Here is a 24,006-nt window from a genome sequence, read left to right on the forward strand (position 1 = left end):
CAGGCGAGGACCGCTACTCGGTCTGCTCGTCGGAGTCGAACGTCACCGTGACCTTGTCGTCGGCGTCGATCGTGATCTTGCCGGGGAAGTTCAGGTACGTGTCCCACACCTGCTGACCCGCCACGGCGCTGCCGTACCAGGAGGCGTCGAACGAGCCGTCGATCCGGCCGTCCGAGGTGTAGAAGTAGGAGCCGCTCTCATCGACCTCGACGGTCGGGGGAGAGGTGAGCGTCCAGGTCACCGGGCCGACACTCGTGAACTGCTTCTGCTGCCAGTCCGGCATGACACCACAGGTGGTGTCGAGCGTGGTGGCCTCGAGGCACTTCTCGATCATCGCGACGACCTGCTTCGTGACCTCCGTCGTGAGCGCCTCGGTGGCGGTCACGTCGATGTCGATGAAGGCGGAACCCTCGCCGGCGCTGTACGAGCTCAGCGTGATGGTCTGGGCATCGCCCTGCAGGAACTTGCTCTCCGGCGGAGCGACCGTGTAGACGGCCGGGTAGGCGAACAGGCTCTCGTCGGACGCGCCGTCGAAGTTCACGCCGTTGACGCTGAACGCCGTGCCACCGAGACCGGTGTAGACGTTGATGCTGCCGACGAGGGAGCTCGCGAGCTTCCACTGGTCGAAGAACAGGAACTGCTTGCCTTCGCTCTCGAGCGTGACCGAGTCCTCGTACTTCTTGCCACCGAGTTCGTACGTGACCTGCACGCGCGCCTCGCCGTTGCGGTTGTAGACCCGGCCGACCTCGGGGTTCTTGATGCGCTCGTCGGCGCCCTTGAGGACCTCGTTGGTGAGCAGCGCGGTCGGCTTGACGGGTTCGGGGGCTGCCGCCTCGGCATCGGGATCGGCCGACGCGGACGGGTCCGGTGTGGCCTCGGGCTCTGCGGACTCGTCGTCGGTGCTGCCGACGATCGAGGGGTCCGGGGCGACGAGGCTCGTCGCGAGCTTCGCGTCACCGGCGGCGATGGCCTTGAGGTATTCCTCGACCTTCGCCTGCGGGCCGAACGCCGTGTTGTTCAGCACGCCGACGGTGATGGCGGCGGCGGCGATGAGCACGAGTGCCCCACCGGCGATCGACGACCACAGGATGATCCGCTTCTTCTGCTTCGGGTCCATCGGCTGCTTCGGGGTGCCGGTCGCGTACGGGTTCTGCGCCGTCGCGTACTGGCCGTTGGGCTGCTGGCCCTGCTGGTACGGGTTCTGGGCGCCGGGCTGCTGACCGGTCTGCTGCTGACCGTAGGGAGCCGGGGGCGCCTGGTTCGGGGTCTGCTGCTGGCCGGACTGGTACGGGTTGTGCTGGCCCTGCTGGTACGGGTTCGGCGTCTGCTGCTGGCCGGACTGGTACGGGTTGGGCTGCTGCTGACCCTGCTGGTACGAGGGCTGCTGGTCGCCCTGGGACGGCTGGTTCGGCTGCTCGCCCGGGTTCGGTCGGCCTGGTTGCTGTGGTGTGGTGTCGTCGTTGCTCATGGGCGGGTTCCCCTCGTTTCGGACCATGAAGGTGCTCATCAACTTAGCAGTCGGTGTGCATCCCCTGAGAGTGATTGCGCCTGCTGGGCATGGGGAGTAGTACCCATCTCCAGTGCGGGTGAGCCGGGGAGGAGCCGGGTGCCGACCGCGTGCGCGAGGGGCGCCGCCAACGTCCCGCGGCCGACGACGACCACCGCGTCGAGTCCTTGCCAGCGGGCCGTCTGGTCGAGGAGCTCCGCGAGGCGTCCCGCGATCGCGTCATCGGCGACGGGACGAAGCCCTCTGGCGACGCCATCCTGGTGTCCACGCTCGAACCACGCGGACTGGACCCGCAGGACCCCGGCCTGACGGTCGCTCTTGAGATCGACGCGCGCGACGATCTCGCCGTCGATGAGCACCGGCAGCACGTAGTAGCCGTAGACGCGCTTGGGCTCCGGCGTGTAGATCTCGATCCGGTAGTGGAGTCCGAACATGCGCAGGGCGCGTTCGCGGAACCAGACGACGGGGTCGAACGGGCTGAGGAGCGCGGCCCCCTCGATCCGTCGTGGCCGTCGGGCGTCGCGGTGCAACCACGCCTCCTGCGGCCCGCCGCGTCGGTCCCAGCCGGCCACGGTCACGGGTTCGAGGACACCGGCGTCCACGAGCTCGTCGACCGCTCGGCGGACCGCGGTCTGCGGCTTGATCCGGAAGTAGTCCGCGAGGTCGGCGACGGTCGCGACGCCCTGCGCTGCCGCTGCCTGCTCGACGAGCGCACGGATCGCGTCGGGCCGGGCGACGTCGAGGTCGAGGAGGTGCTGCGGCAGCACGTGCTCGGCCAGGGCGTACCGGCGCTCGAACCGGTCGCGACCGGCCGTGACCACCTCGCCATAGAGGAACAGCACCTCCAACGCCCGTTTCACATCGGACCATCCCCACCAGGGTCCGCGTCGGACGTTCGCATCGTGCTCGATCTCGCTCGCCTTCAGTGGCCCCTCGACGCGCAGGAGCGCTCGCACCCAATCCAACATCTCCGTGTTCTGGCTCGCCCAGGAGGTCTCGTCGCCGGCCTGCTTCGCGCGGTGCGCGTGCATCCGCCACCGGAACAACGGCCACGAGTCGCGGGGGATGAAGGCCGCCTCATGCGCCCAGTACTCGCGGTACGGTGCGTCGGCTCCGAGGGTCAGGCGATCGAGGAGCGTCTTGTCGTACCCGCCGAGCCTCGCGAACAGCGGCAGGTAGTGACTGCGCTCGAACACGTTGACGGAGTCGATCTGCAGGAGACCCAGGCGATCGATCGTCGATCGCAGGGTGCGGGTACCCGCCGGGGTCGTGCGCTGCGGGGCGCCGAACCCTTGCGCACCGAGCGCGATCCGTCGGGCGAGGGCGGGGGTGAGAGAAGCTGACACGGCCCGACGCTAGCACCGGCGTCGGACACCCGCCGTAGCCCGGCGGAAGCGACGCCGCCCACCGGAGTCCGCATGCGCTCACCGGCATGTGCCAGCCCTACACTTGAGCAATGGCGGACGACACTCCGAAGACCTGGTGGGGACGCTTCCTCCCTGAAGCGGCCTCGCCCGTGCGCGAACCGGACCTGAGCGGGTCGAGCAGCGTCCCGCGCGGCATGCGCGTGGCCGCAGCGTGGTCCTGGCGGATCCTGCTGGTGGCCGCGGTCGTCGCGCTGCTCGTCTTCCTCGTCGTGCAGCTCCGCCTCATCGTGATCCCGCTGCTCATCGCCGTCCTCGTCTCCGCGCTGCTGAAACCCCTCGTCGACGTCCTGGTGCGACACCGCTGGCCGAAGGGTCTCGCCATCGCGCTCGCGATGATCGGCACGCTCTCCGTGGTGAGCGGACTGATCTTCCTCGCGATCTCGCAGATCACGTCGCAGTTCGCCTCCGTGCAGGCCCGAACCATGACCGCCTACGGCGACTTCAAGGCCTTCCTGCTCGCCAGCCCGTTGCACGTGACGGAGGCACAGCTCAACGACTTCATCGCCCAGGCGTTCGACTCGCTCCAGCAGGACAGCCAGGTCCTGCTCTCGGGCGCCCTGTCGATCGGTTCGACGCTCGGCCATGTCGCGACGGGCGTCTTCCTGACACTCTTCTGTCTGCTGTTCATGCTCATCGACGGCCGGACGATCTGGCGGTGGACCGTGCGCGTCTTCCCGCAACGGGCACGCCCCGCCGTCGACAGCGCCGGTCGCGCAGGCTGGCGGACGCTCGGCAACTACGTCCGCACGCAGATCCTCGTGGCCTCGATCGACGCGGTCGGGATCGGACTCGGCGCGTTCTTCCTCGGCGTCCCGCTCGCGATCCCGGTCGCCGTGCTCGTCTTCCTCGGCTCGTTCGTGCCGATCGTCGGTGCCGTCGTGACCGGCGCCGTGGCCGTCTTCCTCGCACTCGTCTACAACGGTCCCGTCATCGCGTTGCTCATGCTCGGTGTCGTGCTCCTCGTCCAGCAGCTCGAGGGGCACGTCCTGCAGCCGCTCATCATGGGTACGGCCGTCAAGGTCCACCCGCTCGCCGTCGTCCTCGCCGTCGCGGGCGGCACGCTCGTCGCCGGCATCCCCGGGGCCCTGTTCGCGGTGCCCGTGGTGGCCGTGATCAACGTGATGGTCCACACCATCGCCAGCGGCACCTGGCGGACCGGCGGCAGCGCTCCGCCGGAGCCGGACGTCGACGGCGCCATCTGGCAGACCGTCCCGAGCCCCAGGCGAATCCGTCCGGGCTCCCGCTCGTCCCACGAGCCGCAGGATCGCCCAGGCGATCAGGAGCCCCAGCACCCCAGCGAAGACCTCCGAGAGACCTCGTCCCCAGAAAGTCCAGGACCCCGCACACCATGACCGATTCAACGACCACCACACCCGTGTTCCCCGGCCCGTCGCTCGCCGCGTTCGAGCGGGCCAGGGACACCCTCGTCGGTACCGTCCAGCGCACGCCGATGGAGAGCTCCCGCTACCTCGCCGACGTCCTCGGCGTGCCCGTGCACCTCAAGTGCGAGAACCTCCAGCGCACCGGCTCCTACAAGATCCGCGGCGCGTACAACCGCATGTCCAGCCTGACCCCTGAGGAGCGCGCGCGCGGCGTCGTCGCCGCCTCAGCGGGCAACCACGCGCAGGGCGTCGCCTTCGCCGCCCGTGAGCTCGGCATCACCGCGACCATCTTCATGCCGGTCGGCGTCCCGCTCCCGAAGCTCGCCGCCACACGCGACTACGGTGCGCACGTCATCCTGCGCGGCCACACGGTGGCGGAACCGCTGATCGCCGCCGCCGAGTTCGCCGCGGAGACCGGTGCCATCCTCATCCCGCCGTTCGACCACCCGGACGTCATCACCGGGCAGGGCACGCTCGGGCTCGAGATCCTCGAGGAGGTCCCCGACGTCGAGACGGTCATCGTGCCGATCGGCGGCGGCGGGCTCATCTCGGGTGTCGCGGGCGTCATGAAGCAACGCGCGGCCCTCGAAGGGCGCACCATCCGCGTGATCGGCGTCCAGGCGGCGAACGCGGCCGCGTACCCGGTGTCGCTGGAGGCCGGAACCCCGACGACCATCACCGTGCAGCCGACCATCGCCGACGGCATCGCCGTGGCGCGTCCCGGAGAGCTCAACTTCGAGATGATCAGCGCCCTCGTGGACGAGGTCGTCACCGTCAGCGAAGACGACCTCGCCCGGGCCATCGTCGTCCTCCTCGAGCGCGCCAAGCTCGTCGTCGAACCTGCCGGAGCAGCCGGTGTCGCGGCGATCCTGGCCGGGAAGATCGAGCCGACCGGCACGACGGTCACCATCCTCTCCGGCGGCAACATCGACCCGCTCCTGCTGCAGCGGGTCGTCAGCCACGGCCTCGCGGCGTCGGACCGCTACCTGACCCTGCGCATCCCGCTTCCCGACCGACCGGGCCAGCTCGCACGGACGGCGGAGCTCGTCGCGCAGGCCAATGCGAACGTCATCGAGGTGCTGCACACCCGACACGGCCACGGCCTGCAGATCAGCGACGTCGAACTCGAGCTCAGCATCGAGACGCGCGGGCCCGACCACCGCGACCTCGTCGTGCAGACGCTCCGCGAGGCGGGGTACGACCCGCAGATCGTCGACGACTGATCCGACTGACGGAACGCAGCAGGGCCCCGCCGTATCGGCGGGGCCCTTCGTGCGTCTGCTCGGTCGCGGGGACGCGACCTGCTGGATCAGGAACCGGTGTAGGTCTCCACCGCGCTGATCGACACGGTGATCTGCTTGCCGTTCGGCGCCTCGTAGGTGGTCGAGTCGCCGATCTTCAGACCGAGGATGGCGGCGCCGAGCGGGCTGCCCTCGCTGTAGACGTCGAGGTCGGTGTTGCCCGCGATCTCGCGGCTGCCGAGCAGGAAGCGCTCCTCGCCGCCCGCGACGACGGCCGTGATGACGGTGCCGGACTCCACGACGCCGTTGGACTGCGGTGCCTCGCTCACCTTGGCGTCGCGCAGCATCTGCGTGAGCGTCCGGATACGGGCCTCCTGCTTGCCCTGCTCGTCCTTCGCGGCGTGGTAGCCGCCGTTCTCCTTGAGGTCGCCCTCTTCACGAGCCGCTTCGATGCGCTTGGCGATCTCCTCGCGGCCCGTCGTGCTGAGGTGTTCGAGTTCCGCCTGCAGCCGGTCGAAGGCCTGCTGGGTGAGGAACGTCTCCTGGATCTGCTCGGACACGATGGAACTCCTTTGCATGGTGGGTCCGCACACGACGGCCGAAACGCCCGTCATATGCCAGACGCCCCGGCGGAATGCCGGGGCGTATGAAGTACTGCCTTCGAGTATCGCACGATCGGTGCGGGAGTGCGGCGCACGCGCCGACGCCGTCACTGGTCAGGAGCGGTGCTCGACCACCCAGCAGGTGTCGACGACACCGGTGTTGCTGAGCTCCGTGGTGCGGACGCTCTCCGTGAAGGTGCGGGTGCGCTGCTCGGACGGCGGCAGCTCGACGACCTTCCAACCGACAACCGCGAACTGCTCGTTGAGCGCCTGGACCGAGCACGCCATGGGGGTGTCCTGCGGACCGGTGACCTCGAAGGACACGCTGACCATCGTGTCGTCGACGATCTCGTGCGCCGTGTTGCGCGACTCGATGCTCGGCCGACTGCCGTCGAGACCGGCCCACACGACCCACGCGATGAAGACGACGGCGAACGCTGCGGCGGCCAGCCAGATGAGGCGGCGGTCGCGGGCGCGGTTGCCAGGGGTGCGTCCGTATCGCGCCGCGATGGCGTCCTGGGGGCCGGCATCCTGCAGGGGAGAGGTCACGTCACGGGCTCCGGTTCGAACGGTTAAGCTGGACCAGGAGTGCGAGACGCCTCGAGGTCGACACCTCAAGCGTATTGCCTCTTCCTGGATGCGGAGTCCCGACCGCGTCGTCACGTCCCGAGTCGCGAAGCGGTCCCCTCGCGCAGACCAGCCGGAAGGCGGAGCACCATGACCATGAGACTGCTCGCCGTGCACGCGCACCCCGACGACGAGTCGAGCAAGGGAGCGGCGACCCTCGCGCACTACCGGAGCCTCGGCGCCGAGGTCATGGTCGTCAGCTGCACGGGTGGCGAACGCGGCGACCTCCAGAACCCGGGCCTCGCCGACGTCGCGATGATCGAGCGCGACCTCCCCGGCTACCGTCGCCTCGAGATGGCCGCGGCGCAGGAGATCCTCGACATCGAGCACCGGTGGCTCGGCTATCAGGACAGCGGGATGGCCCGCGACGACGGTACGGTCCCACCCGCGAGCTTCGCCGACATCCCCCTCGAGGTCTCGACCGGTGTGCTCGTGCGCATCGTCCGCTCCTTCCGACCGCAGGTCATCGTCACCTACGACGAGAACGGGGGCTACCCGCACCCCGACCACATCCGGTGCCACGAGGTGAGCGTCGCCGCGTTCGAAGCGGCGGCCGACCCTGCCCGCTATCCCGAAGCGGGCGAGCCCTGGCGCGTCGACAAGCTCTACTACGACCGCTCGTTCAGCCCCGCCCGGCTCGAAGCCGTGTACGCCTACCTGCTGGAGCACCACCCCGACGACCCGGCGGTCGAGCGACTGGCCGAGATGCGCGAGTGGATGGCCGGCCGGCCGGATCTCGCGACGACGCACGTGCGCGTCGGTGACTTCTTCGAGGCGCGCGACGCTGCGCTCCGGGCGCACGGCAGCCAGGTGCCACCCGACTCGCCGTTCTTCTTCTGGCCCAACGACGTCCTCCGTGCCGCATGGCCGTTCGAGGACTACCAACTGGTCACGTCGCACGTCGCGTCGACCACCCCAGAGTCGGAGCTGTTCGACGGCATCGACACCAGCGAAGGAACCGCATGATGCACCACCTGTTCACCGAGGTCCTGTTGGCGGTCACGCCGTCGCCGTCGCCCTCGCCGGCGTTCGACGAGAACCAGGTGACGCCGGGACCGTGGGGCTTCGTGATCACCTTCGCCATCGCCGGCATCGTCGTCTTCCTCGTCATCGACATGGTGCGTCGCGTGCGTCGGGTCAACTACCGCGCGGAGATCGACGAGCGGCTCCAGGCCGAGGTCGCCGAGCGGGCAGCGGCGGACCGAGCGGGGAGCGACACCGGTGAGGCGGGCCCCGCAGGCATCGAGAACGACCCTCGTCCGCCGTCGGACCAGCCGACCCGCTGACACCACCACCGCGACGCCTCGCCGCTCGGTGGGCGGCCGGTCGTCAGCGGTTGTAGACCGGGTCGATCGCGATCAGCAGGATCCCGGTCCAGTGGCAGAGGAACGCGAGCACCGTGCACAGGTGGAAGAGCTCGTGGAACCCGAACCGCCCCGGCCAGGGGTTCGGTCGCTTCATCGCGTACATGACCGCGCCGACCGTGTAGAACAGACCACCGGCGGCGACGAGCACCATCGTCGCGAAGTTGCCGCGGGCGATGTCGCCGAGGTACGCGACCGCACCCCATCCGAGCGCCAGGTAGAGCGGGACGTAGAGCCACCGCGGGGCGTTGATCCAGAACACGCGGAAGCCGATGCCGAGGAGCGCGCCGCCCCAGACGAGCACGAGCAGGAGGTTGCCCTGCGCCGGTGGCAGTGCGAGCACGGCGAGCGGCGTGTAGGTGCCGGCGATCAACAGGAAGATGTTGGCGTGGTCGATCCGCTTGAGGAGGAGCTTGACCGAGGGGCGCCAGGAGAACCGGTGGTACAGCGCCGAGTTCCCGAAGAGCAGCATCGACGTGAGCACGAACACCGTCGAACTCCACTTCGCGGCCGCACCCTGTGCGAGCACGACGAGGACGATCCCGGCGACGATCGAGATGGGGAAGATCCCGGCGTGCAGCCATCCGCGCCAGGTCGGTTTGACCTCCTCCGGTGCGGCGGCATCGTCGGCTGCGACCTCGAGCAACGGCAGCTTCGGCAGCTCGGGGTCTCCACTCGTCATGGGTCCAGGATACGGGGTGGCGCGGAACGCGTACTGGGAGCGATGCAGGAAACTGCACTAGCGTTGCAGGGTGATGACGAGGCATTCCGCACCGGTGGACGGCTTCCTGTACGGCGTCTACGCACGGCGCCTCCGGAAGGCGCTGACTCCGCAGACGCTGCCGCACCATGTCGCGATGATCATCGACGGCAACCGGCGGTGGGCCAAGCAGCTCGGGTACGACACCGCGGCGCACGGCCACCGGGCCGGTGCGGCGAAGATGCGCGAGTTCCTGACCTGGTGCGACGACCTCGGTATCGGCGTCGTCACCCTGTACCTGCTGTCGAGCGACAACCTGGTGAACCGCGCACCGGACGAGCTGGATGACCTCGTCGACATCATCGCCGATCTCGCCGAGGGGTTGTCGCACTACCGTGACTGGCGCGTGAAGCACGTCGGTTCGAGCGAGGGGCTCCCGGAGTCGTTGCGCACGGCGTTGACGAGCGCCGAGGAGCGCACGGCCGATCGATCCGGCATGCACATCAACCTCGCGGTCGGCTACGGCGGCCGCACTGAGATCGTGGACGCGATGCGCGCGATCGTCGCCAAGCACCACCTCGAGGGTCGGAGCCTGGAAGACCTCGCAGCGTTGCTCACCCCCGACCTCATCGGCGAGCACCTCTACACGGGAGGCCAGCCCGATCCCGACCTCGTCATCCGCACCAGCGGCGAACAGCGGATGAGCGACTTCATGCTCTGGCAGAGCGCCCACAGCGAGTTCTACTTCGTCGAAGCGCTCGGGCCCGACCTCCGCGAGGTCGACTTCCTGCGCGCCCTCCGCGACTTCTCCAGGCGGCAGCGGCGGTTCGGCGGATGAGCCGGTCCATGCCCGCCTCGGAGCCGGATGAGCCGGAGACGGCGTCCCGGTTGGAGATGTTCCAAGCGGGATTCGGTGAGGTCTCCGGCTATCTCAACTACGGCAGCGTCGGTCCGTTGGCCGAATCCGTCGTCCTCGAGGCCGCCCGCTGGAACGATGTGCTCGCGAGTGCGACCCCCGGCACGCTCGGCGCGGTCGACGGTCAGGACGAACGGATGCGGACCGCCGTCGGGACGCTCACCGGGTTCCGAGCCGACCAGGTCGTCGCCCAGCCCAACACCTCGCAGGGCCTCATGCACGCGATGTTCGGCCTGAGCGGCACGGTCCTGCTCTCCCGCCTGGAATACCCCACGCTGCCGCTCGCCGCGGAGCGGGCCGCCGAGCACCGACACCTGCTCACGCCGAGATGGCTCGAGACGCGACGCGGACACGTGACGGCCGAGAGCGTGCGCGCGCAGCTCGACGACACCGTCACCGCCGTGGCCGTGAGCCTCGTCGACTACCGCACCGGCTACGTCTGCGACCTCGAAGCCGTTCGCGAGGTGATCGGCGACCGCCTCCTGATCGTCGACGCCATCCAGGGCTTCGGTGTGGTCGACGCCCCCTACGCCGTCGCCGACGTGGTCGCCTCGGGTGGGCAGAAGTGGATGCGCGCAGGCTGGGGCACCGGATTCCTCGCTCTGAGCGACCGCGCCGTCGAGCGACTCGAGCCGGTCTTCTCGGGCGTGACCGGCACCGACGAGGCCTGGCCGTTCAGCGCGACGCCGGCACCGAGTCGATCGGCGCGGGCGTACTCGATCACCAGGCCCGACCCGCTCGCGGCGGCGCGGTTCGCGGCGTCCCTGGAGGACACGGTCGCCGTCGGGACCGCGACGGTCCACGCCGCGATCGCCGAGCTCACGGCCGAGGTGATCGAGCTCGCGGACGAGCTCGGTGTCGCGGTGGTCTCGTCGCGGGACGAGCACGAACGCGCGGGCATCGTCGTCCTGGAGCCGGAGGAGTCCGTCCTCGACACGCTGTGGACCTCGCTCGAGAACCACGGTGTCACCGCGACGATGCGCGCGGGCGCCGTGCGACTCAGCGTGCACGCCGGTACCAGTCGGCAGACGCTCGATCAGCTGCGCGGCGCGCTGCTCTCGTTCGCGACGGCCGCGAGCTACTGAGCCGTCGTCCGACCACCGGCGGGCCAGGAGACGGCCCCCATCTGTTCACCTCCCCGTAACAGGACACGGGGCGTGTCGTCGCGTCGATGTCGGCGGCCGGACGTACGTTCATCTCATCGGGCATGGAGCCCGGTCGAGACGGCCACACAAGTTCGGCTCGAAACCCTGCAGGCGGCCGTTTCGCACAGTGATCCGAGCATCAGATGCTCGGGGTGGGAGTGGTTGTGGCCTCGCGAGAAATCCAGAACACGTCAGCCGGGACCGAGACGCGGGACGCGTCGACGAGACCGAGCCGGCGACCCGCCGACCACACGGCGAGCGGAGGAGATCAGGCGCAGGCCGAGATCACCTACGTGCTCGACACCTCCGTGCTGCTGTCGGACCCCAAGGCGCTCTTCCGGTTCGCCGAGCATGCCGTCGTCATCCCGGTCGTCGTCATCAGCGAGCTCGAGGGCAAGCGCAACGACCCCGAGATCGGCTACTTCGCGCGTCAGGCGCTCCGCATCCTCGACGAGCTCCGCATCGAGCACGAACGCCTCGACTTCCCGATCCCCGTCGGTGACGGCGGGTCCCTGCGGGTCGAACTCAACCACTCGAGCATGGCCTCACTGCCGTCCGGTCTCCAGCTCGGCGACAACGACTCGCGCATCCTCGCGGTCGCGCTGAACCTGGCGAACGACGGCCTGACGGTCACGGTCGTGTCCAAGGACCTGCCGCTGCGCGTCAAGGCGGCGTCCATCGGTCTGCAGGCGGAGGAGTACCGGGCGGAACTCGCGGTCGACTCCGGCTGGACGGGCATGTCCGAGATCACCCTCGGCTCCGAGGACATGAGCACGCTGTGGGAGCGCGAGGAGGGGACGACGCCGATCATCGAGGACCTGCCGATCAACACGGGCCTCGTGATCCACTCCGACCGGGGATCCGCACTCGGGCGGGTCACGGGCAAGCGCAGCTACAAGCTCGTCCGCGGCGACCGCGACGTCTTCGGTCTGCACGGACGCTCGGCCGAGCAGCGGCTCGCGATCGACCTCCTGCTCGACCCCGAGATCGGGATCCTCTCGCTAGGAGGTCGAGCAGGGACGGGGAAGTCCGCGCTCGCCCTCTGCGCGGGTCTGGAGGCCGTCCTCGAGCGACAGGCGCACAAGAAGATCATGGTGTTCCGCCCGCTGTACGCGGTCGGCGGCCAGGAGCTCGGGTACCTGCCCGGCGATCAGGGCGAGAAGATGAACCCCTGGGGGCAGGCGATCTTCGACACGCTCGGCGCGGTCGTCTCGCAGAACGTGCTCGACGAGGTGGTGGAGCGGGGGATCCTCGAGGTGCTCCCGCTGACGCACATCCGCGGCCGGTCGCTCCACGACGCCTTCGTGATCGTCGATGAGGCCCAGTCGCTCGAGCGCAACGTCCTCCTCACGGTCCTCAGCCGGATCGGGCAGAACTCGCGGGTCGTCCTCACGCACGACGTCGCCCAGCGCGACAACCTGCGCGTCGGCCGACACGACGGCGTCGCCTCGGTGATCGAGACGCTCAAGGGGCACCCGCTGTTCGCACACGTCACGCTGACGCGTTCGGAGCGCTCGGCCATCGCGGCACTCGTGACCGAGATGCTCGAAGGGAACGAACTGGCCTAGCGGCCGTCGGCGGAGCGGGCTCGCGAGGCTCGCTCCGCCGGCTCCGACCGCCTGTGGAGAACGCCGAAGGCCGGCATGAGGATCCTCCTATCCTGACGGGATGCCCTCGCGACCGACTTCCACCGGCAGGCGGCTCCGCCCGCGTGTCGCTACCGCGGCGATGGCCGGCTCGACGCTGCTGCTCGTGGCCGTCACGGTGGCCCGGCTCGGCCCCGACCCGCGTCCGGTCGTCATCGTGCTCGCATGGCTCGCGTGCATCACGCCGCCGCTCGTGCGCATCGACATCGCGGAGCGGCGGCTCCCGAACCGTCTCGTGCTGCCGGCGCTCGCCATCGCGGTGCCGGTCAGCGCGGTCGATGCAGCGGTGCGTCAGATGCCCCTGCTCGAACCGCTCCTGATGGGGTTCGCGGTCGGCGCCGTCCTGTACGCGTGCGCCCTCTTCGGAGGGCTGGGCATGGGGGACGTGAAGCTCGGCGCGCTGCTCGGCCTCGCGGCCGGCTGCTTCGGGACGTCCGCGGTACTGCTCTTCGCGGTGGTGTCGGTCTCCTCGGCCGGCCTCACGGGCGCGGTCGTCGTGCTTCTCGCACGCTCACGTGGTGGCTCCGCCGGTTGGCGCACGCGCATCCCGCTCGGCCCGTTCCTGCTCCTCGGCTGCTGGTGCGCCATCGCCGCCTCGGCGTGACCGCTCGGACGGAGACGGCCCCGGGACCGCGAGGGTTCCGGGGCCGTTCGGTCGTTCGACGAGCGGGTCGACTCAGCCGGGGTGCGTCATCGAGAGGACGTCGAGCGCCGTGTCGAGCTGCTCCTCCGTGATCTCGCCGCGCTCGACGAATCCGAGGTCGACGACGGCCTCGCGGACGGTCAGTCCCTTCGCGACGGAGTGCTTGGCGATCTTCGCCGCCGACTCGTAACCGATGATCTTGTTCAGCGGGGTGACGATCGATGGCGAGGAGCCGGCGAGTGCCGCCGCGCGGTCGAGGTTGGCCTCGAGGCCGTCGACGGTCTTGTCGGCGAGGACCCGGGTCGCGTTCGACAGGAGACGGATGCTCTCGAGGAGCGCCGTACCCATGACCGGGATCGCCACGTTGAGCTCGAAGGAGCCCGAGGCACCGGCCCAGGCGATGGTCGCGTCGTTGCCGATGACCCGCGCGCCGACCATCAGGACGGCCTCCGGGATCACGGGGTTCACCTTGCCGGGCATGATCGAGGATCCCGGCTGCAGGTCGGGGATGTGCAGCTCGCCGAGACCGGTGTTCGGGCCGGAGCCCATCCAGCGGAGATCGTTGCAGATCTTCGTGAGGCTCACCGCGATGACCCGGAGGGCTCCCGAGGCGTCGACGAGTCCGTCGCGTGCGCCCTGGGCCTCGAAGTGGTCCTGGGCCTCGGTGATGGGCAGCTCGGTCTCCTGAGCGAGCAGCTCGATGACGAGCTGCGGGAAGCCCTTCGGCGTGTTGATGCCGGTGCCCGTCGCGGTGCCGCCGAGCGGGACCTCTGCGACGCGGGGGAGCGCCGTGCGCACGCGCTCGATGCCGAGACGCATCTGGCGGGCGTAGCCACCGAACTCCTGGCCGAGGGTGACCGGCGTGGCGTCCATGAGGTGCGTCCGGCCGGGCTTCACCGCGGTCTTCCACAGCTCGGCCTTGCGCTCGAGCGACACCGCCAGGTGGTCGAGGGCCGGGATGAGGTCGTCGATGAGGGCGCTCGTGACCGCGATGTGCACCGAGGTCGGGAAGACGTCGTTGGAGGACTGCGAGGCGTTGACGTGGTCGTTCGGGTGCACCGGGCTGCCGAGGCGGGCGCTCGCGAGCGTGGCGAGGACCTCGTTCATGTTCATGTTCGACGAGGTGCCGCTGCCGGTCTGGTAGGTGTCGACCGGGAACTGCGCGTCGTGCGCGCCGGTGATGACCTCGTCGGCCGCAGCGGCGATCGCGTCGGCGACACCCTGGTCGAGGACGCCGAGCTTGGCGTTGGCGAGTGCCGCGGACTTCTTGATCCGGGCCAGCGAGGCGATCTGCGCCGACTCGAGCCCGCTGCCCGAGATCGGGAAGTTCTCGACGGCCCGCTGTGTCTGCGCACCGTAGAGCGCGTTCGCGGGGACCCGCACCTCGCCCATGGTGTCGTGTTCGATGCGGTACTCGGTTGCTGAGGTGTCTACCACGCTGTTCGTTCTCCTTCGTGCGATTGCGGTGGTGCTGCGCTCGACCGGTCGGTGAGCGGGGTGGAGGTCATTCGGGGACGGTGACGTCGCCGATCACGATGTCGGCGACGGCGGTGCCCTCGAGGAGCTTGTAGTTCGCGCCGATGATGGCGACCGTCCCGGCCGCCACGGCGTCGCTGATGAGCTCGGAGCGCGAGACGACCTCCATGACGGTGCGACGGAGGTGGCGTCGTCCGACCTCGGAGGTATCGACGGATGCGGCGTCGATCGGTGCAGGGCCGGCGACCGCACTCACAGCGGGGACGATCTGCTGGATCAGCTGGTCGATGTACGGGGGGAGCGGGGTGGCGTCCTCGATCTGCGAGTCGATCGCCGCGCGGACGGCGCCGCACTCGTCGTGCGCGAGCACGAGGATGAGTGGGACCTGCAGGACGCCGACGGCGTACTCCAGAGTACCGAGCACCGAGTCGGAGACGATCTGGCCGGCGTTGCGGACGACGAAGAGGTCGCCGAGTCCCTTGTCGAAGATGATCTCGGCCGCGAGGCGGGAGTCGGAGCAGCCGAAGATGACCGCCTCCGGGGCCTGGGAGTGCGCGAGGGTGGCGCGGCGTTCGACGTCCTGGCGGGGGTGGGCGGGCTGACCGGCGACGAACCGCGCGTTCCCGCGCTGCATCTCGCGCCAGACGGCACCGGGGCGCTTCTGGGTCATTCGGAGTCCGTTTCTGCAGGGGCGCCCGACGGCGCGTCGAGGTTGGCGGCGACCCCGGTGCGCACGGACCGTGCGACATCGAGGACGTACTCGGGCTTCGCCGTGCCGAACACGGCGATCGTGCTCCGACCGGCGACGGTCGACAGGGCGTAGGCGACGTTGCCGTCGTCGGAGCCGCTGCCGTTCGCGTATTCGACCCACTCGACGCCGTCGATCGTGACGGTTCCGGTGGGGCGGGCTTCGTCGAGCTCGGCGAGGAGCCAGGTGTCGTTGGCGTCCACGCCTTGGACGAGACCGACGAACTCGTCGTCGGGGGAGATGAGTCCGACGTTCCAGGAGCGGATGTCGGGCGTGCCGGCGACCGGTGAGGCTGCGGTGCGGACGTCGGCGTAGTTGCTGCCCCAGTCGTCGCCGAGCTCGGGGGTGAGGAGCGGGACGGGGAGGTCGGGCTGCGCCTGGCCGGCGAGCTGCGCGTAGTCGACGGTCGGGCGTTCCGGGGCCTCACCTCGGGGCACGGCGAGCACGATCACGACCACGAGGCCGACCGTGGCCAGGAGCGACAGGACGAGGTTGTTGACGGTCTTGCGCGAGCGGTACAGGCGGGAGTTCTCCGCCTTGCGGTCGGCGGTCTCCTGCGGCGTCTCGGGGCGGCCGAGCTCGGCCACGACGCGCGGCGGCTTGGTGTCCTTCACTGCGATGCGTCCGGAGTGCCGGATCCGAGCTGGGCGGCGCGAGCCGCGTCCAACCGTGCCTTCGCGCCGATCAGCCACTCCTCGCAGCGCTGGGCGAGCTGTTCACCGCGCTCCCAGAGCCGGAGGGAGTCCTCGAGCGACGCCGAGCCCTGCTCCAGCTCGGACACGACACGCACGAGCTCGTCGCGTGCCTGCTCATAGCTGAGCTCCTGGACATCGGAGGGGGTTGGCATGCTTCTATCCTATTCGTCGTCGGTCCTGGCGGCAGCCGAGGCCGGGCCGGTACTGGAGGCGCCGATCGCGCCGGAGGCGAGGGTGACCAGGAGCTCCGTCCCGGCGGGGGCGTCGCCCTCCGCACGGATGACCGCGCCGCCAGGGACGCCGGCCTCCGGGTCCGCTCGCTGGACGATGGCGTAGCCGCGGTCGAGCGTGCGCTGCGGTGACAGGGCGCGGAGGTGCGCGCGGAGTTCCGCCACTTCGCGCTGGGAGCGCTCGACGGCGCGGTCGATCAGCTCGGCACCCCTCGCGACCGTCCGGGTCAGCTCGTCGGCCCGTGAGTCGACGATCCAGGACGGGTCGGCGAGCGCGGGACGGGTGCGGAGGGTCGCGAGTCGGTCGATCTCGTGACCGAGCAGCGAGGTCACCCGGGAGGACAACCGGACCCGTGCCTGCTGCACGCGTGCGAACTCCTCCGCGACGTCGGGGACGACCCGCTTGGCGGCGTCGGTCGGCGTGGAGGCGCGGAGGTCGGCGACGTCGTCGAGCAGCGGGCGGTCCGCCTCGTGGCCGATGGCGCTCACGAGGGGCGTGGTGCAGGCGGCCGCGGCACGGACCACGCGTTCGTCGCTGAACCCGAGGAGGTTCTGGAAGTCGCCACCGCCACGCGCGACGATGATGACGTCGACCTCGGGGTCGGCGTCGAGCGTCTGCAGGGCGCTCACGACGTCGCCGGGGGTGCGGTCGCCCTGGACGGCGGCGTGGACGACGCGGAACCGGACCGACGGCCAGCGCAGTTCCGCGTTGCGCAGGACGTCCTTCTCGGCGTCGGAGTCCTTGCCGGTGACGAGCCCGATGCACTGCGGGAGGAACGGGAGCGGCCGCTTGCGCGACGCGTCGAAGAGCCCCTCCTCGGCGAGCTGCCGACGGAGTCGTTCGAGTCGCTCGAGGAGGTCGCCGATGCCGACGTGCTTCATCGCCATGACCTGCATGGTGAGCGTGCCGCCCTTGAGCCAGTAGTTCGGCTTGACCAACGCGACCACGTGGTCGCCCTGCTTCAGATCGGCGGGGATCTTCGCCCGGACGGACGACCAGATGGTGAACCCGACCGTCGCATCGATCTCGAGGTCTTTGAGCTTGCCGTAGACGTTGCCGCCCGAGGCGCCCCACTGCGTGATCTCGCCCTCGACCCAGACCGTGCCGAGACGGTCGATGTAGTCGCGGAGCTTCGTGCCGAGGAGCGCGACCGGCCAGGGGGCTTCCATGGTGGCCGGTGCATCGCTCATCCCTCAAGCCTAGCCGCGAGCACCGACGGCGCGGGGTCGCGGACCACCCGGCCGTTCACGGCCGACTCCCGAGCGCTGCCGCGTAGAATCCACACGTGACCGATCTCCGCGACGCCCCAGCCATCGGCCTCGGCATGCCGAGGCTCCGACGCATCGCCGGACGCCTCGCAGACCTCCCCGTCGCCGGCGAGAAGCGCGTCCTGCTCGCCGCCCCGCGTGGCTACTGCGCCGGCGTGGACCGTGCGGTCGTCGCCGTCGAGAAGGCCCTCGAGCACTATGGCGCGCCGGTGTACGTCCGGAAGCAGATCGTCCACAACGTGCACGTCGTCGACCAGCTCGAGGCCCAGGGCGCGGTGTTCGTGGAAGAGGTCGACGAGGTGCCCTCCGGCGCCCACATCGTCTTCAGTGCGCATGGCGTCTCGCCCGCCGTGGTCGATGCGGCCGCCGACCGCGGGCTGCTCGCGATCGACGCCACCTGCCCGCTCGTCACCAAGGTCCACCGCGAGGCCGTGCGCTTCGCCCGCGACGACTACGAGATCCTGCTGATCGGACACGAGGGGCACGAGGAGGTCGAGGGGACGGCCGGTGAGGCGCCCGACCACGTCACGCTCGTGACGAGCCCGGAGGCCGTCGACGACCTCGTCGTCGCCGACCCGGACAAGGTCGTGTGGCTCTCGCAGACCACGCTGTCGGTGGACGAGACCATGGAGACGGTCCGCCGCCTGCGCGAGCGGTTCCCGAAGCTCCAGGATCCGCCGAGCGACGACATCTGCTACGCGACCCAGAACCGTCAGGTGGCCATCAAGAAGGTCGCCCAGGACGCGGACCTCGTGATCGTGGTCGGGTCGGCGAACTCCTCGAACTCGGTGCGCCTCGTGGAGGTCGCGCTCGAGTACGGGGCGAAGGCCGCCTACCGCGTCGACTACGCGCACGAGATCCAGCAGGCCTGGCTCGACGGCGTCGTGACCGTCGGCGTGACGAGCGGCGCCTCCGTTCCGGAGGTCCTCGTCGACGAGGTCCTCGAAGAACTCTCCGGAGCCGGCTACGGCGCGGTGCAGGAAGTCAAGACGGCCGAGGAGGACCTCATGTTCTCCCTGCCGAAGGAGCTGCGCAAAGACCTTGCCGGCACGACCGATCCGCGCGCCCTGGGAGGGCGTCGACCATGAGCGAATCCCGCCCCCGTCCGCAGTTCGGTGAGTACGCGTCCCCTGAGGAGCAGCGTGCCCGGATCGCCGAGCCCATCGATGAGCAGCGGGCGGAGGAGCTCGGCATCGCACCGGTCGTCCCCGTCGAGCGGCAACCGCGGCAGCGGCAGGAGCAGACCCTCCGAGAGCAGACGCGAGAGCAGGCGCATGAGCCTGAGGCTTCGCAGGCGGGCGCTCCGACCGTGGCCGCCAGACGACCCGTCGCCGGAGACCGGATCGCGACGTCGATCCTGCTCGGACTCGGCCTCGTCGGCCTGATCGTGACCATGCCGGGCCTGCTCGACCTCCCCGGCCTGATCCGCCCCGCACTCGTGCAGATGGGTGTCTCGGGGTACTCCTCGGACGGTCTCGCGAGCGCCATGGGCATCCTGGCGCTCGGTCTCCAGATCGCCCTGTGGGTGGGCGCCATCATCCTGTCGAGCCGGTCCCTCCGCGCGGGTCGACTGACCTTCTGGATCCCGCTCGTCGCCGGTGTCGCGGCGAACCTGGTCGTGGTGATCTGTCTCGCCGTGGCCATGGGCGCCGACCCGGCGTTCATGGAGTACGTCCGCTCGCAGCAGCCGTAGTCGTCCACACACGGAGAACGGGCCCGGCAGCGATGCCGGGCCCGTTCTGTTGGTGCAGGTGACTAGGAGGTGCTGGTGCCGTACGAGCCGAGCTGCTTCGTCGACTCCAGGACGCGAGCGGCCATCGCCGACTCGGCGACCTTGCCCCAGGCGCGGGGGTCGTAGACCTTCTTGTTGCCGACCTCGCCGTCGAGCTTCAGCACGCCCTCGTAGTTCGAGAGCATGTAGCCGGCGATCGAGCGCGTGAACGCGTACTGCGTGTCGGTGTCGATGTTCATCTTGACGACACCGTTCGCGACGGCCTCGGCGATCTCGGCGTCGGTGGAACCCGACCCGCCGTGGAACACGAGGTCGAGCGGCTTGGGGCCGTGGCCGTACTTGGCGGTGAGGCCGTCCTGGATGGTCTTCAGCAGCTCGGGCTGGAGCTTGACGTTGCCGGGCTTGTAGACCCCGTGCACGTTGCCGAAGGTGAGGGCGGCCATGTAGCGACCCTGCTCGCCGAGGCCGAGCGCCTCGACGGTCGCGATGGCGTCGTCGAGGGTGGTGTACAGGTGCTCGTTGATGTCGTGGCTGACGCCGTCCTCTTCGCCGCCGACGACGCCGATCTCGACCTCGAGGATGGCGTTGATGGCCTTGGTGCGCTTGAGCATCTCGGTCGCGATCTCGAGGTTCTCCGTGAGCGGGACCGCCGAGCCGTCCCACATGTGGGACTGGAAGATCGGGTTGCGACCGGCCTTCACCTCTTCTTCGGAGGCGGCGATGAGCGGCATGACGAAGCCGTCGAGCGCGTCCTTCGGGCAGTGGTCGGTGTGGAGCGCGACGGTGACGGGGTAGTTCTTGGCGACCTCGGTGGCGAACTTCGCGAAGGCGATCGCGCCGGCGGCACGGTTCTTCACGGTGTGGCCGGCGAAGTAGTCGGCGCCGCCCGTGGTGACCTGGATGATGCCGTCGGAACCGGCCTCGGTGAGGCCCTGGAGGACGGAGTTGATGGTCTGGCTGCTCGAGACGTTGAACGCCGGGTACGCGAACCCGTCCGACTTCGCCTTGTCGAGCATCGCTGCGTACTGTTCCGGGGTGGCGACGGGCATGTCTTCTCCTTGCGTGGGGACGATTCGCCTTGAAGTCTACTGACTCGGGCTCCGAGGCATACGGCACGATGGGGACATGATCGAGCGCGCTCCGGACACCGACCTCCTCGACGGCTTCCTCGACGCCACGAGGGCCGCCGCTGCCGCCGTCGCGGGTCTCGTCGGTGGCGGTGACGGCATGCGTATCGACGGGGTCGCCGTCGATGCGCTCCGCAGGGCGCTCGAATCGCTCCCGGTCGACGGGCGCGTCGTCGTGGGCGAGGGCGAGAAGGACCAGGCACCCATGCTCTTCGTCGGGGAGCGTTTCGGCACCGGTGCGGGGCCGGCGATCGACCTCGCCGTCGACCCCGTGGACGGCACGAAGCTCGCGGCCTCCGGGAAGCCGGACTCCGTCGCCGTGATCGCCATCGCGGCCCGCGGTGCGATGTTCGACATCGGCCCGGCGTACTACCTCGAGAAGCTCGTCGCCGCCGGTGGGGGACGCGAGCTGTCGCTGGCCGACCCGATCGCGGTGACCCTCGACCGGCTCGCGGCCCAGCTGGGGCGACCGGTCGAGCAGCTGCGGGTCGCGGTCCAGGACCGCCCACGGAACAAAGCGACCGCCCAAGCCGTGATCGCCGCCGGAGCCGAGCTCGTGAGCTTCATGGACGGCGACGTCGCCCTGTCCCTGCGGGCCGCGGCCGCCGACGGCGACCTCGATCTGCTCCTCGGTGTGGGCGGAGCCCCCGAGGGCATCCTCACGGCTGCCGCGGTCCGGGCGCTCGGTGGCTGGATGACGGCGCGCTTCGCACCGCAGTCGCCGGAGGAACGTGCGCGGCTCGTCGAAGCAGGGACCGATCTCGACCGCGAGGTCCCGCTCGACGAACTCTGCCGGGATGACGCCTGGCTGCTGCTCAGCGCCGTCACGTCGACCGCGCTCGCCGCCGGAGCCGAACTCGCCGGAGTCCAGGCCGAAGCGGACGGCGGTGTCACGGTCGAGTCCGTCGTCGTCGGTCCCGGGAGCCCGCTGACGAGGTCACGGAAGCGCCTCGATCGAGACGCACCCACCGGCCTTCCCAGCCCGGTTCGATAGGCTGAAACCCTCATCCACCGAAGCGTCGTGTCCCACGAGGCGAGCGATCCATGGAGGATCCAGTGACCCAGCCTGAAACCGGCTCCCACTATCTGCAGCCCGACCGTAACCTCGCCATGGAGCTCGTGAGAGCGACGGAGGCCGCCGCGATCCGGGCGGCGCCGTTCATCGGGCGAGGCGACAAGAACGCCGCCGACGGCGCAGCGGTCGACGCGATGCGCGCCTTCCTCGGCACCGTCAACTTCGACGGCGTGGTCGTCATCGGCGAGGGCGAGAAGGACGAAGCGCCCATGCTGTTCAACGGCGAGCACGTCGGCAACGGCCGCGGCCCGTCCTGCGACATCGCCGTCGACCCGATCGACGGCACGAGCCTCACCGCCGCCGGGCGTCAGAACGCCCTCTCCGTCATCGCCGTGTCCGACCGCGGCAGCATGTTCGACCCGTCCGCGGTGTTCTACATGGACAAGATCGTCACCGGCGCCGACGGCATCGGTGTCGTCGACATCAGCCAGTCCATCGGCGACAACATCCGCGAGCTCGCGAAGGCCAAGGGCAAGCAGCCCGAGGACATCCGCGTCGCCGTCCTCGACCGACCGCGCCACGCGCAGCTCATCGAGGAGATCCGCGCGGCCGGTGCCGGGACGCGACTGCTGCTCGACGGCGACGTCGCGGGTGGCATCAACGCCGCCCGCTACGACTCGCGGATCGACATGTGCGTCGGTATCGGCGGCACGCCCGAGGGCATCATCACCGCGTGTGCGGTCAAGGCGCTGGGTGGCCTCATCCAGGGCAAGCTCATGCCGAAGGACGACGCCGAGCGCGAGCGTGCTCTTGCCGCCGGTCACGACCTCGATCGTGTCCTCGGCGCGAACGACCTCGTCCGCGGCGACAACACGTACTTCGTCGCGACGGGCGTCACCCACGGCGAACTCGTCGACGGTGTGCAGCGCAAGGGTCCGATCATCCGCACCGAGAGCCTCGTGCTGCGGTCGCGGTCCGGCACCATCCGTCGTGTCGAGGCAGACCACCTCGCTGCGAAGTGGCTGTAGCCGCTCCTTCAGCAGCGCGAAGCGCCCGGTTCCACCTCACGGTGGGGCCGGGCGCTTCGTCGTGCGGCGTTCGTGCCGGTCAGTCCTGGAGCCGGTGCGCGAGCCGGGCCTCGAGCTCGCTCGGCTCGGCACCGGACGGCTCCGGCGAGGGCTGCGCCTCCGGTGCGGTGAGGCGCTTCGGCGAGGCGTCGCTCTGGCTCACCTGGCCGATGACCGTCGCCTCGTCGAGGGCGTCGAGCTTGCGCGCCGTGACGAGCACGCGGGTCTCGAACGACGAGGCGAACTGGTTGTAGTTGGTGACCGTGCTCTCGATGGACCGGCGCAGGCGGTCGGCGTGGTCCGACAGCGTCGAGAGCCGCTGGTAGAGCTCCTTGCCGAGGTCGAACAGTCGCTTCGCGTCCTCGGTGAGGACGTCCTGCTGCCAGGTGAACGCGACCGTCTTGAGGACCGCCCAGAGGTTGACGGGGGAGGCGAGGGCGACCCGTTTGCCGAAGGCGTAGTCGAGCAGGCTCGCGTCGGCCTCGAGTGCTGCGGCGAGGAGCGACTCGCTCGGGATGAAGCAGATGACGAACTCCGGGCTCGACTCGAGTCCGCGCCAGTACCCCTTCGCCGCGAGGGCGTCGACGTGCGACCGCACGGCCTTCACGTGCTGCGCGAGGAGGGCCGTGCGTCGTGCGGCCTCCTCACCCGTCGCCGTGACGGGGATGGTGCTGGCTTCGAGGTACTGCGCGAACGGCACCTTCGCGTCGACCGCGATCGACTTGCCGCCGGGGAGACGCACGACCATGTCGGGTCGGCCGATGCCGTTGTCAGCGGTGATGCTCGACTGCAGGTCGAAGTCGACGCGTTGCGTGAGGCCCGCGGCTTCCACGACGTTGCGGAGTTGGGTCTCGCCCCAGACACCGCGGGTGGCGTTGTTGCGCAGCGCCGAGGCGAGCGACTCCGTCGTCGACCGCAGGCGTTCCTCGGACTCCGAAGCCGTCTTCAGCTGCTGGGCGAGCTCGCCGTGCTGTCGACTGCGCTGCTGCTCGAGTTCCGCGACCTTCGCCTGCATGTGTTCGAGGCTGTGCTGCACGGGAGCCAGGGCCTGCAGGACCTGGCTCTCCTCGTGTTCCTGGCGCGATCGGCGTTCGGCGTCGGCGCGATGGCGTTCCGCGAGCTCGCGGTACTGCTCGCGCTGGGCGTTCAGCTCACGCCCGAGACCGTCGGCCGTGGCGTCCAGCGCGGCGAGTTCGGCGCGCAACGCGGCGCGGAGTTCCGCCTCCCGCGCGGAGGCGTCGGCGAGGAGTTGCGTCTGCTGGCCGCGGAGGTCGGCGAGCTGGGCGGTGTGCCTGGCCTCGAGCAGCGCCGGGTCGACCGAACCCGCGCCGGTGCGCCGCTGCAGCAGGAGGACCGCCACGGCTGCGCCGATGACGAGTCCGATGAGGAGGCCGATCCCGAGGGCGAGTGCGCTGTCCATGCCCTCAGTGTGTCGCGGGCCGCCGAC

At 70.0% G+C, this 24,006-nt stretch carries 24 protein-coding genes; 12 read left to right on the forward strand and 12 right to left on the reverse strand.

Annotation, left to right across the window (positions count from 1 at the left end; translation table 11 throughout):
* Positions 1–13: 13 nt before the first annotated feature.
* Positions 14–1,468 (reverse strand): zinc ribbon domain-containing protein, encoded by a 1,455-nt coding sequence (locus QRN19_RS13320; RefSeq protein WP_285027432.1) that lies wholly within the window; start codon positions 1,466–1,468, stop codon positions 14–16.
* A gap of 38 nt (positions 1,469–1,506) precedes the next feature.
* Positions 1,507–2,853 (reverse strand): winged helix-turn-helix domain-containing protein, encoded by a 1,347-nt coding sequence (locus QRN19_RS13325; RefSeq protein ID WP_285027433.1) that lies wholly within the window; start codon positions 2,851–2,853, stop codon positions 1,507–1,509.
* 110 nt (positions 2,854–2,963) lie between these two features.
* Between QRN19_RS13325 and QRN19_RS13330 the strand changes: the two genes are divergently transcribed.
* Positions 2,964–4,286: an AI-2E family transporter gene (locus tag QRN19_RS13330; RefSeq protein WP_285027435.1), complete on the forward strand. Its 1,323-nt coding sequence runs from the start codon at positions 2,964–2,966 to the stop codon at positions 4,284–4,286.
* Positions 4,283–5,539 carry a threonine ammonia-lyase gene (gene ilvA / locus QRN19_RS13335; RefSeq protein WP_285027436.1) on the forward strand — a complete coding sequence of 419 codons (1,257 nt, stop codon included), beginning with the start codon at positions 4,283–4,285 and terminating at the stop codon, positions 5,537–5,539. Before QRN19_RS13330 ends, ilvA begins: the two co-directional genes overlap by 4 nt.
* 86 nt (positions 5,540–5,625) lie before the next feature.
* Here the strand turns inward: ilvA and greA are convergent, their stop codons facing one another.
* The gene (gene greA, locus QRN19_RS13340; RefSeq protein ID WP_285027438.1) at positions 5,626–6,117 is read right to left on the reverse strand and encodes a transcription elongation factor GreA; all 492 of its coding nucleotides are present in this window, start codon (positions 6,115–6,117) and stop codon (positions 5,626–5,628) included.
* A 156-nt stretch (positions 6,118–6,273) separates the two neighbouring features.
* Positions 6,274–6,708 (reverse strand): DUF4307 domain-containing protein, encoded by a 435-nt coding sequence (locus tag QRN19_RS13345; RefSeq protein WP_158596544.1) that lies wholly within the window; start codon positions 6,706–6,708, stop codon positions 6,274–6,276.
* 168 nt (positions 6,709–6,876) lie between these two features.
* Here QRN19_RS13345 and mca point away from each other — a divergent pair, with 168 nt between their 5' ends.
* Both mca and QRN19_RS13355 read left to right on the forward strand, forming a co-directional pair.
* The gene (mca, locus tag QRN19_RS13350; RefSeq protein WP_285027439.1) at positions 6,877–7,752 is read left to right on the forward strand and encodes a mycothiol conjugate amidase Mca; all 876 of its coding nucleotides are present in this window, start codon (positions 6,877–6,879) and stop codon (positions 7,750–7,752) included.
* Entirely contained in the window at positions 7,749–8,072 is a 324-nt protein-coding gene (locus QRN19_RS13355; RefSeq protein WP_285027440.1) for a hypothetical protein, read from the forward strand. Before mca ends, QRN19_RS13355 begins: the two co-directional genes overlap by 4 nt.
* Before the next feature lie 43 nt (positions 8,073–8,115).
* Here QRN19_RS13355 and trhA read toward each other — a convergent pair whose 3' ends face one another.
* Positions 8,116–8,832 carry a PAQR family membrane homeostasis protein TrhA gene (gene trhA / locus QRN19_RS13360; RefSeq protein WP_079705497.1) on the reverse strand — a complete coding sequence of 239 codons (717 nt, stop codon included), beginning with the start codon at positions 8,830–8,832 and terminating at the stop codon, positions 8,116–8,118.
* Between the two features lie 73 nt (positions 8,833–8,905).
* Between trhA and QRN19_RS13365 the strand changes: the two genes are divergently transcribed.
* The 4 genes from QRN19_RS13365 to QRN19_RS13380 all read left to right on the forward strand — a co-directional run bounded on the left by QRN19_RS13365 (position 8,906) and on the right by QRN19_RS13380 (position 13,161).
* Positions 8,906–9,688 carry an isoprenyl transferase gene (locus tag QRN19_RS13365; protein ID WP_191940762.1) on the forward strand — a complete coding sequence of 261 codons (783 nt, stop codon included), beginning with the start codon at positions 8,906–8,908 and terminating at the stop codon, positions 9,686–9,688.
* An 8-nt stretch (positions 9,689–9,696) separates the two neighbouring features.
* The gene (locus QRN19_RS13370; RefSeq protein WP_285027442.1) at positions 9,697–10,851 is read left to right on the forward strand and encodes an aminotransferase class V-fold PLP-dependent enzyme; all 1,155 of its coding nucleotides are present in this window, start codon (positions 9,697–9,699) and stop codon (positions 10,849–10,851) included.
* 203 nt (positions 10,852–11,054) lie between these two features.
* Positions 11,055–12,479 (forward strand): RNA 5'-3' helicase PhoH2, encoded by a 1,425-nt coding sequence (phoH2, locus tag QRN19_RS13375; RefSeq protein WP_086473691.1) that lies wholly within the window; start codon positions 11,055–11,057, stop codon positions 12,477–12,479.
* A 100-nt stretch (positions 12,480–12,579) separates the two neighbouring features.
* Positions 12,580–13,161, forward strand: coding sequence for a prepilin peptidase (locus tag QRN19_RS13380; protein WP_285027443.1), 582 nt, complete (start codon positions 12,580–12,582; stop codon positions 13,159–13,161).
* Between the two features lie 72 nt (positions 13,162–13,233).
* On the opposite strand, the gene QRN19_RS13385 is transcribed toward QRN19_RS13380, so the two are convergent.
* The 5 genes from QRN19_RS13385 to xseA form a co-directional block, all read right to left on the reverse strand.
* Positions 13,234–14,637, reverse strand: coding sequence for a class II fumarate hydratase (locus tag QRN19_RS13385; protein WP_082455866.1), 1,404 nt, complete (start codon positions 14,635–14,637; stop codon positions 13,234–13,236).
* 67 nt (positions 14,638–14,704) lie between these two features.
* Positions 14,705–15,346: a carbonic anhydrase gene (locus QRN19_RS13390; protein WP_064296442.1), complete on the reverse strand. Its 642-nt coding sequence runs from the start codon at positions 15,344–15,346 to the stop codon at positions 14,705–14,707.
* Entirely contained in the window at positions 15,343–16,038 is a 696-nt protein-coding gene (locus QRN19_RS13395; RefSeq protein WP_285027444.1) for a DUF4245 domain-containing protein, read from the reverse strand. The genes QRN19_RS13390 and QRN19_RS13395 overlap by 4 nt, the downstream gene beginning before the upstream one ends.
* Positions 16,035–16,271 carry an exodeoxyribonuclease VII small subunit gene (locus tag QRN19_RS13400; RefSeq protein ID WP_285027445.1) on the reverse strand — a complete coding sequence of 79 codons (237 nt, stop codon included), beginning with the start codon at positions 16,269–16,271 and terminating at the stop codon, positions 16,035–16,037. The genes QRN19_RS13395 and QRN19_RS13400 overlap by 4 nt, the downstream gene beginning before the upstream one ends.
* A gap of 9 nt (positions 16,272–16,280) precedes the next feature.
* The gene (gene xseA / locus QRN19_RS13405; protein ID WP_285027446.1) at positions 16,281–17,540 is read right to left on the reverse strand and encodes an exodeoxyribonuclease VII large subunit; all 1,260 of its coding nucleotides are present in this window, start codon (positions 17,538–17,540) and stop codon (positions 16,281–16,283) included.
* 134 nt (positions 17,541–17,674) lie between these two features.
* Here xseA and QRN19_RS13410 point away from each other — a divergent pair, with 134 nt between their 5' ends.
* Both QRN19_RS13410 and QRN19_RS13415 read left to right on the forward strand, forming a co-directional pair.
* A complete protein-coding gene (locus tag QRN19_RS13410; RefSeq protein WP_071261248.1) occupies positions 17,675–18,706 on the forward strand; it encodes a 4-hydroxy-3-methylbut-2-enyl diphosphate reductase in 1,032 nt (343 codons plus the stop codon).
* Positions 18,703–19,311, forward strand: coding sequence for a DUF6264 family protein (locus QRN19_RS13415; protein WP_285027447.1), 609 nt, complete (start codon positions 18,703–18,705; stop codon positions 19,309–19,311). Before QRN19_RS13410 ends, QRN19_RS13415 begins: the two co-directional genes overlap by 4 nt.
* Before the next feature lie 62 nt (positions 19,312–19,373).
* On the opposite strand, the gene fbaA is transcribed toward QRN19_RS13415, so the two are convergent.
* Positions 19,374–20,399, reverse strand: a complete 1,026-nt coding sequence (fbaA, locus tag QRN19_RS13420) for a class II fructose-bisphosphate aldolase (protein ID WP_285027448.1) — start codon at positions 20,397–20,399, stop codon at positions 19,374–19,376.
* Between the two features lie 76 nt (positions 20,400–20,475).
* Here fbaA and QRN19_RS13425 point away from each other — a divergent pair, with 76 nt between their 5' ends.
* The gene (locus QRN19_RS13425; protein ID WP_285027449.1) at positions 20,476–21,471 is read left to right on the forward strand and encodes a fructose-bisphosphatase class II; all 996 of its coding nucleotides are present in this window, start codon (positions 20,476–20,478) and stop codon (positions 21,469–21,471) included.
* Positions 21,472–21,521: 50 nt separating this feature from the next.
* Positions 21,522–22,520, forward strand: coding sequence for a class II fructose-bisphosphatase (gene glpX, locus QRN19_RS13430; RefSeq protein WP_064296437.1), 999 nt, complete (start codon positions 21,522–21,524; stop codon positions 22,518–22,520).
* A gap of 79 nt (positions 22,521–22,599) precedes the next feature.
* Here glpX and QRN19_RS13435 read toward each other — a convergent pair whose 3' ends face one another.
* On the reverse strand, positions 22,600–23,979 hold the full coding sequence (locus tag QRN19_RS13435; protein WP_285027450.1) for a DNA recombination protein RmuC: 1,380 nt from the start codon (positions 23,977–23,979) through the stop codon (positions 22,600–22,602).
* Positions 23,980–24,006: the final 27 nt, after the last annotated feature.

Source organism: Plantibacter sp. ME-Dv--P-122b, from assembly GCF_030209375.1.
GTDB lineage: Bacteria > Actinomycetota > Actinomycetes > Actinomycetales > Microbacteriaceae > Plantibacter.

What these genes read in the sequence shown, in the direction of transcription:
- QRN19_RS13355 (WP_285027440.1), top strand. Translation starts at nt 7,749, where the DNA reads ATGATGCACCACCTGTTCACCGAGGTCCTGTTGGCGGTCACGCCGTCG.
- trhA (WP_079705497.1), bottom strand. Translation starts at nt 8,832, where the DNA reads ATGACGAGTGGAGACCCCGAGCTGCCGAAGCTGCCGTTGCTCGAGGTC.
- fbaA (WP_285027448.1), bottom strand. Translation starts at nt 20,399, where the DNA reads ATGCCCGTCGCCACCCCGGAACAGTACGCAGCGATGCTCGACAAGGCG.
- QRN19_RS13435 (WP_285027450.1), bottom strand. Translation starts at nt 23,979, where the DNA reads ATGGACAGCGCACTCGCCCTCGGGATCGGCCTCCTCATCGGACTCGTC.
- QRN19_RS13370 (WP_285027442.1), top strand. Translation starts at nt 9,697, where the DNA reads ATGCCCGCCTCGGAGCCGGATGAGCCGGAGACGGCGTCCCGGTTGGAG.
- mca (WP_285027439.1), top strand. Translation starts at nt 6,877, where the DNA reads ATGACCATGAGACTGCTCGCCGTGCACGCGCACCCCGACGACGAGTCG.
- QRN19_RS13400 (WP_285027445.1), bottom strand. Translation starts at nt 16,271, where the DNA reads ATGCCAACCCCCTCCGATGTCCAGGAGCTCAGCTATGAGCAGGCACGC.
- ilvA (WP_285027436.1), top strand. Translation starts at nt 4,283, where the DNA reads ATGACCGATTCAACGACCACCACACCCGTGTTCCCCGGCCCGTCGCTC.
- QRN19_RS13410 (WP_071261248.1), top strand. Translation starts at nt 17,675, where the DNA reads ATGCCGAGGCTCCGACGCATCGCCGGACGCCTCGCAGACCTCCCCGTC.
- QRN19_RS13415 (WP_285027447.1), top strand. Translation starts at nt 18,703, where the DNA reads ATGAGCGAATCCCGCCCCCGTCCGCAGTTCGGTGAGTACGCGTCCCCT.
- glpX (WP_064296437.1), top strand. Translation starts at nt 21,522, where the DNA reads ATGGAGGATCCAGTGACCCAGCCTGAAACCGGCTCCCACTATCTGCAG.
- xseA (WP_285027446.1), bottom strand. Translation starts at nt 17,540, where the DNA reads ATGAGCGATGCACCGGCCACCATGGAAGCCCCCTGGCCGGTCGCGCTC.
- QRN19_RS13365 (WP_191940762.1), top strand. Translation starts at nt 8,906, where the DNA reads ATGACGAGGCATTCCGCACCGGTGGACGGCTTCCTGTACGGCGTCTAC.
- QRN19_RS13380 (WP_285027443.1), top strand. Translation starts at nt 12,580, where the DNA reads ATGCCCTCGCGACCGACTTCCACCGGCAGGCGGCTCCGCCCGCGTGTC.
- QRN19_RS13390 (WP_064296442.1), bottom strand. Translation starts at nt 15,346, where the DNA reads ATGACCCAGAAGCGCCCCGGTGCCGTCTGGCGCGAGATGCAGCGCGGG.
- QRN19_RS13425 (WP_285027449.1), top strand. Translation starts at nt 20,476, where the DNA reads ATGATCGAGCGCGCTCCGGACACCGACCTCCTCGACGGCTTCCTCGAC.
- QRN19_RS13330 (WP_285027435.1), top strand. Translation starts at nt 2,964, where the DNA reads ATGGCGGACGACACTCCGAAGACCTGGTGGGGACGCTTCCTCCCTGAA.
- phoH2 (WP_086473691.1), top strand. Translation starts at nt 11,055, where the DNA reads ATGCTCGGGGTGGGAGTGGTTGTGGCCTCGCGAGAAATCCAGAACACG.
- QRN19_RS13320 (WP_285027432.1), bottom strand. Translation starts at nt 1,468, where the DNA reads ATGAGCAACGACGACACCACACCACAGCAACCAGGCCGACCGAACCCG.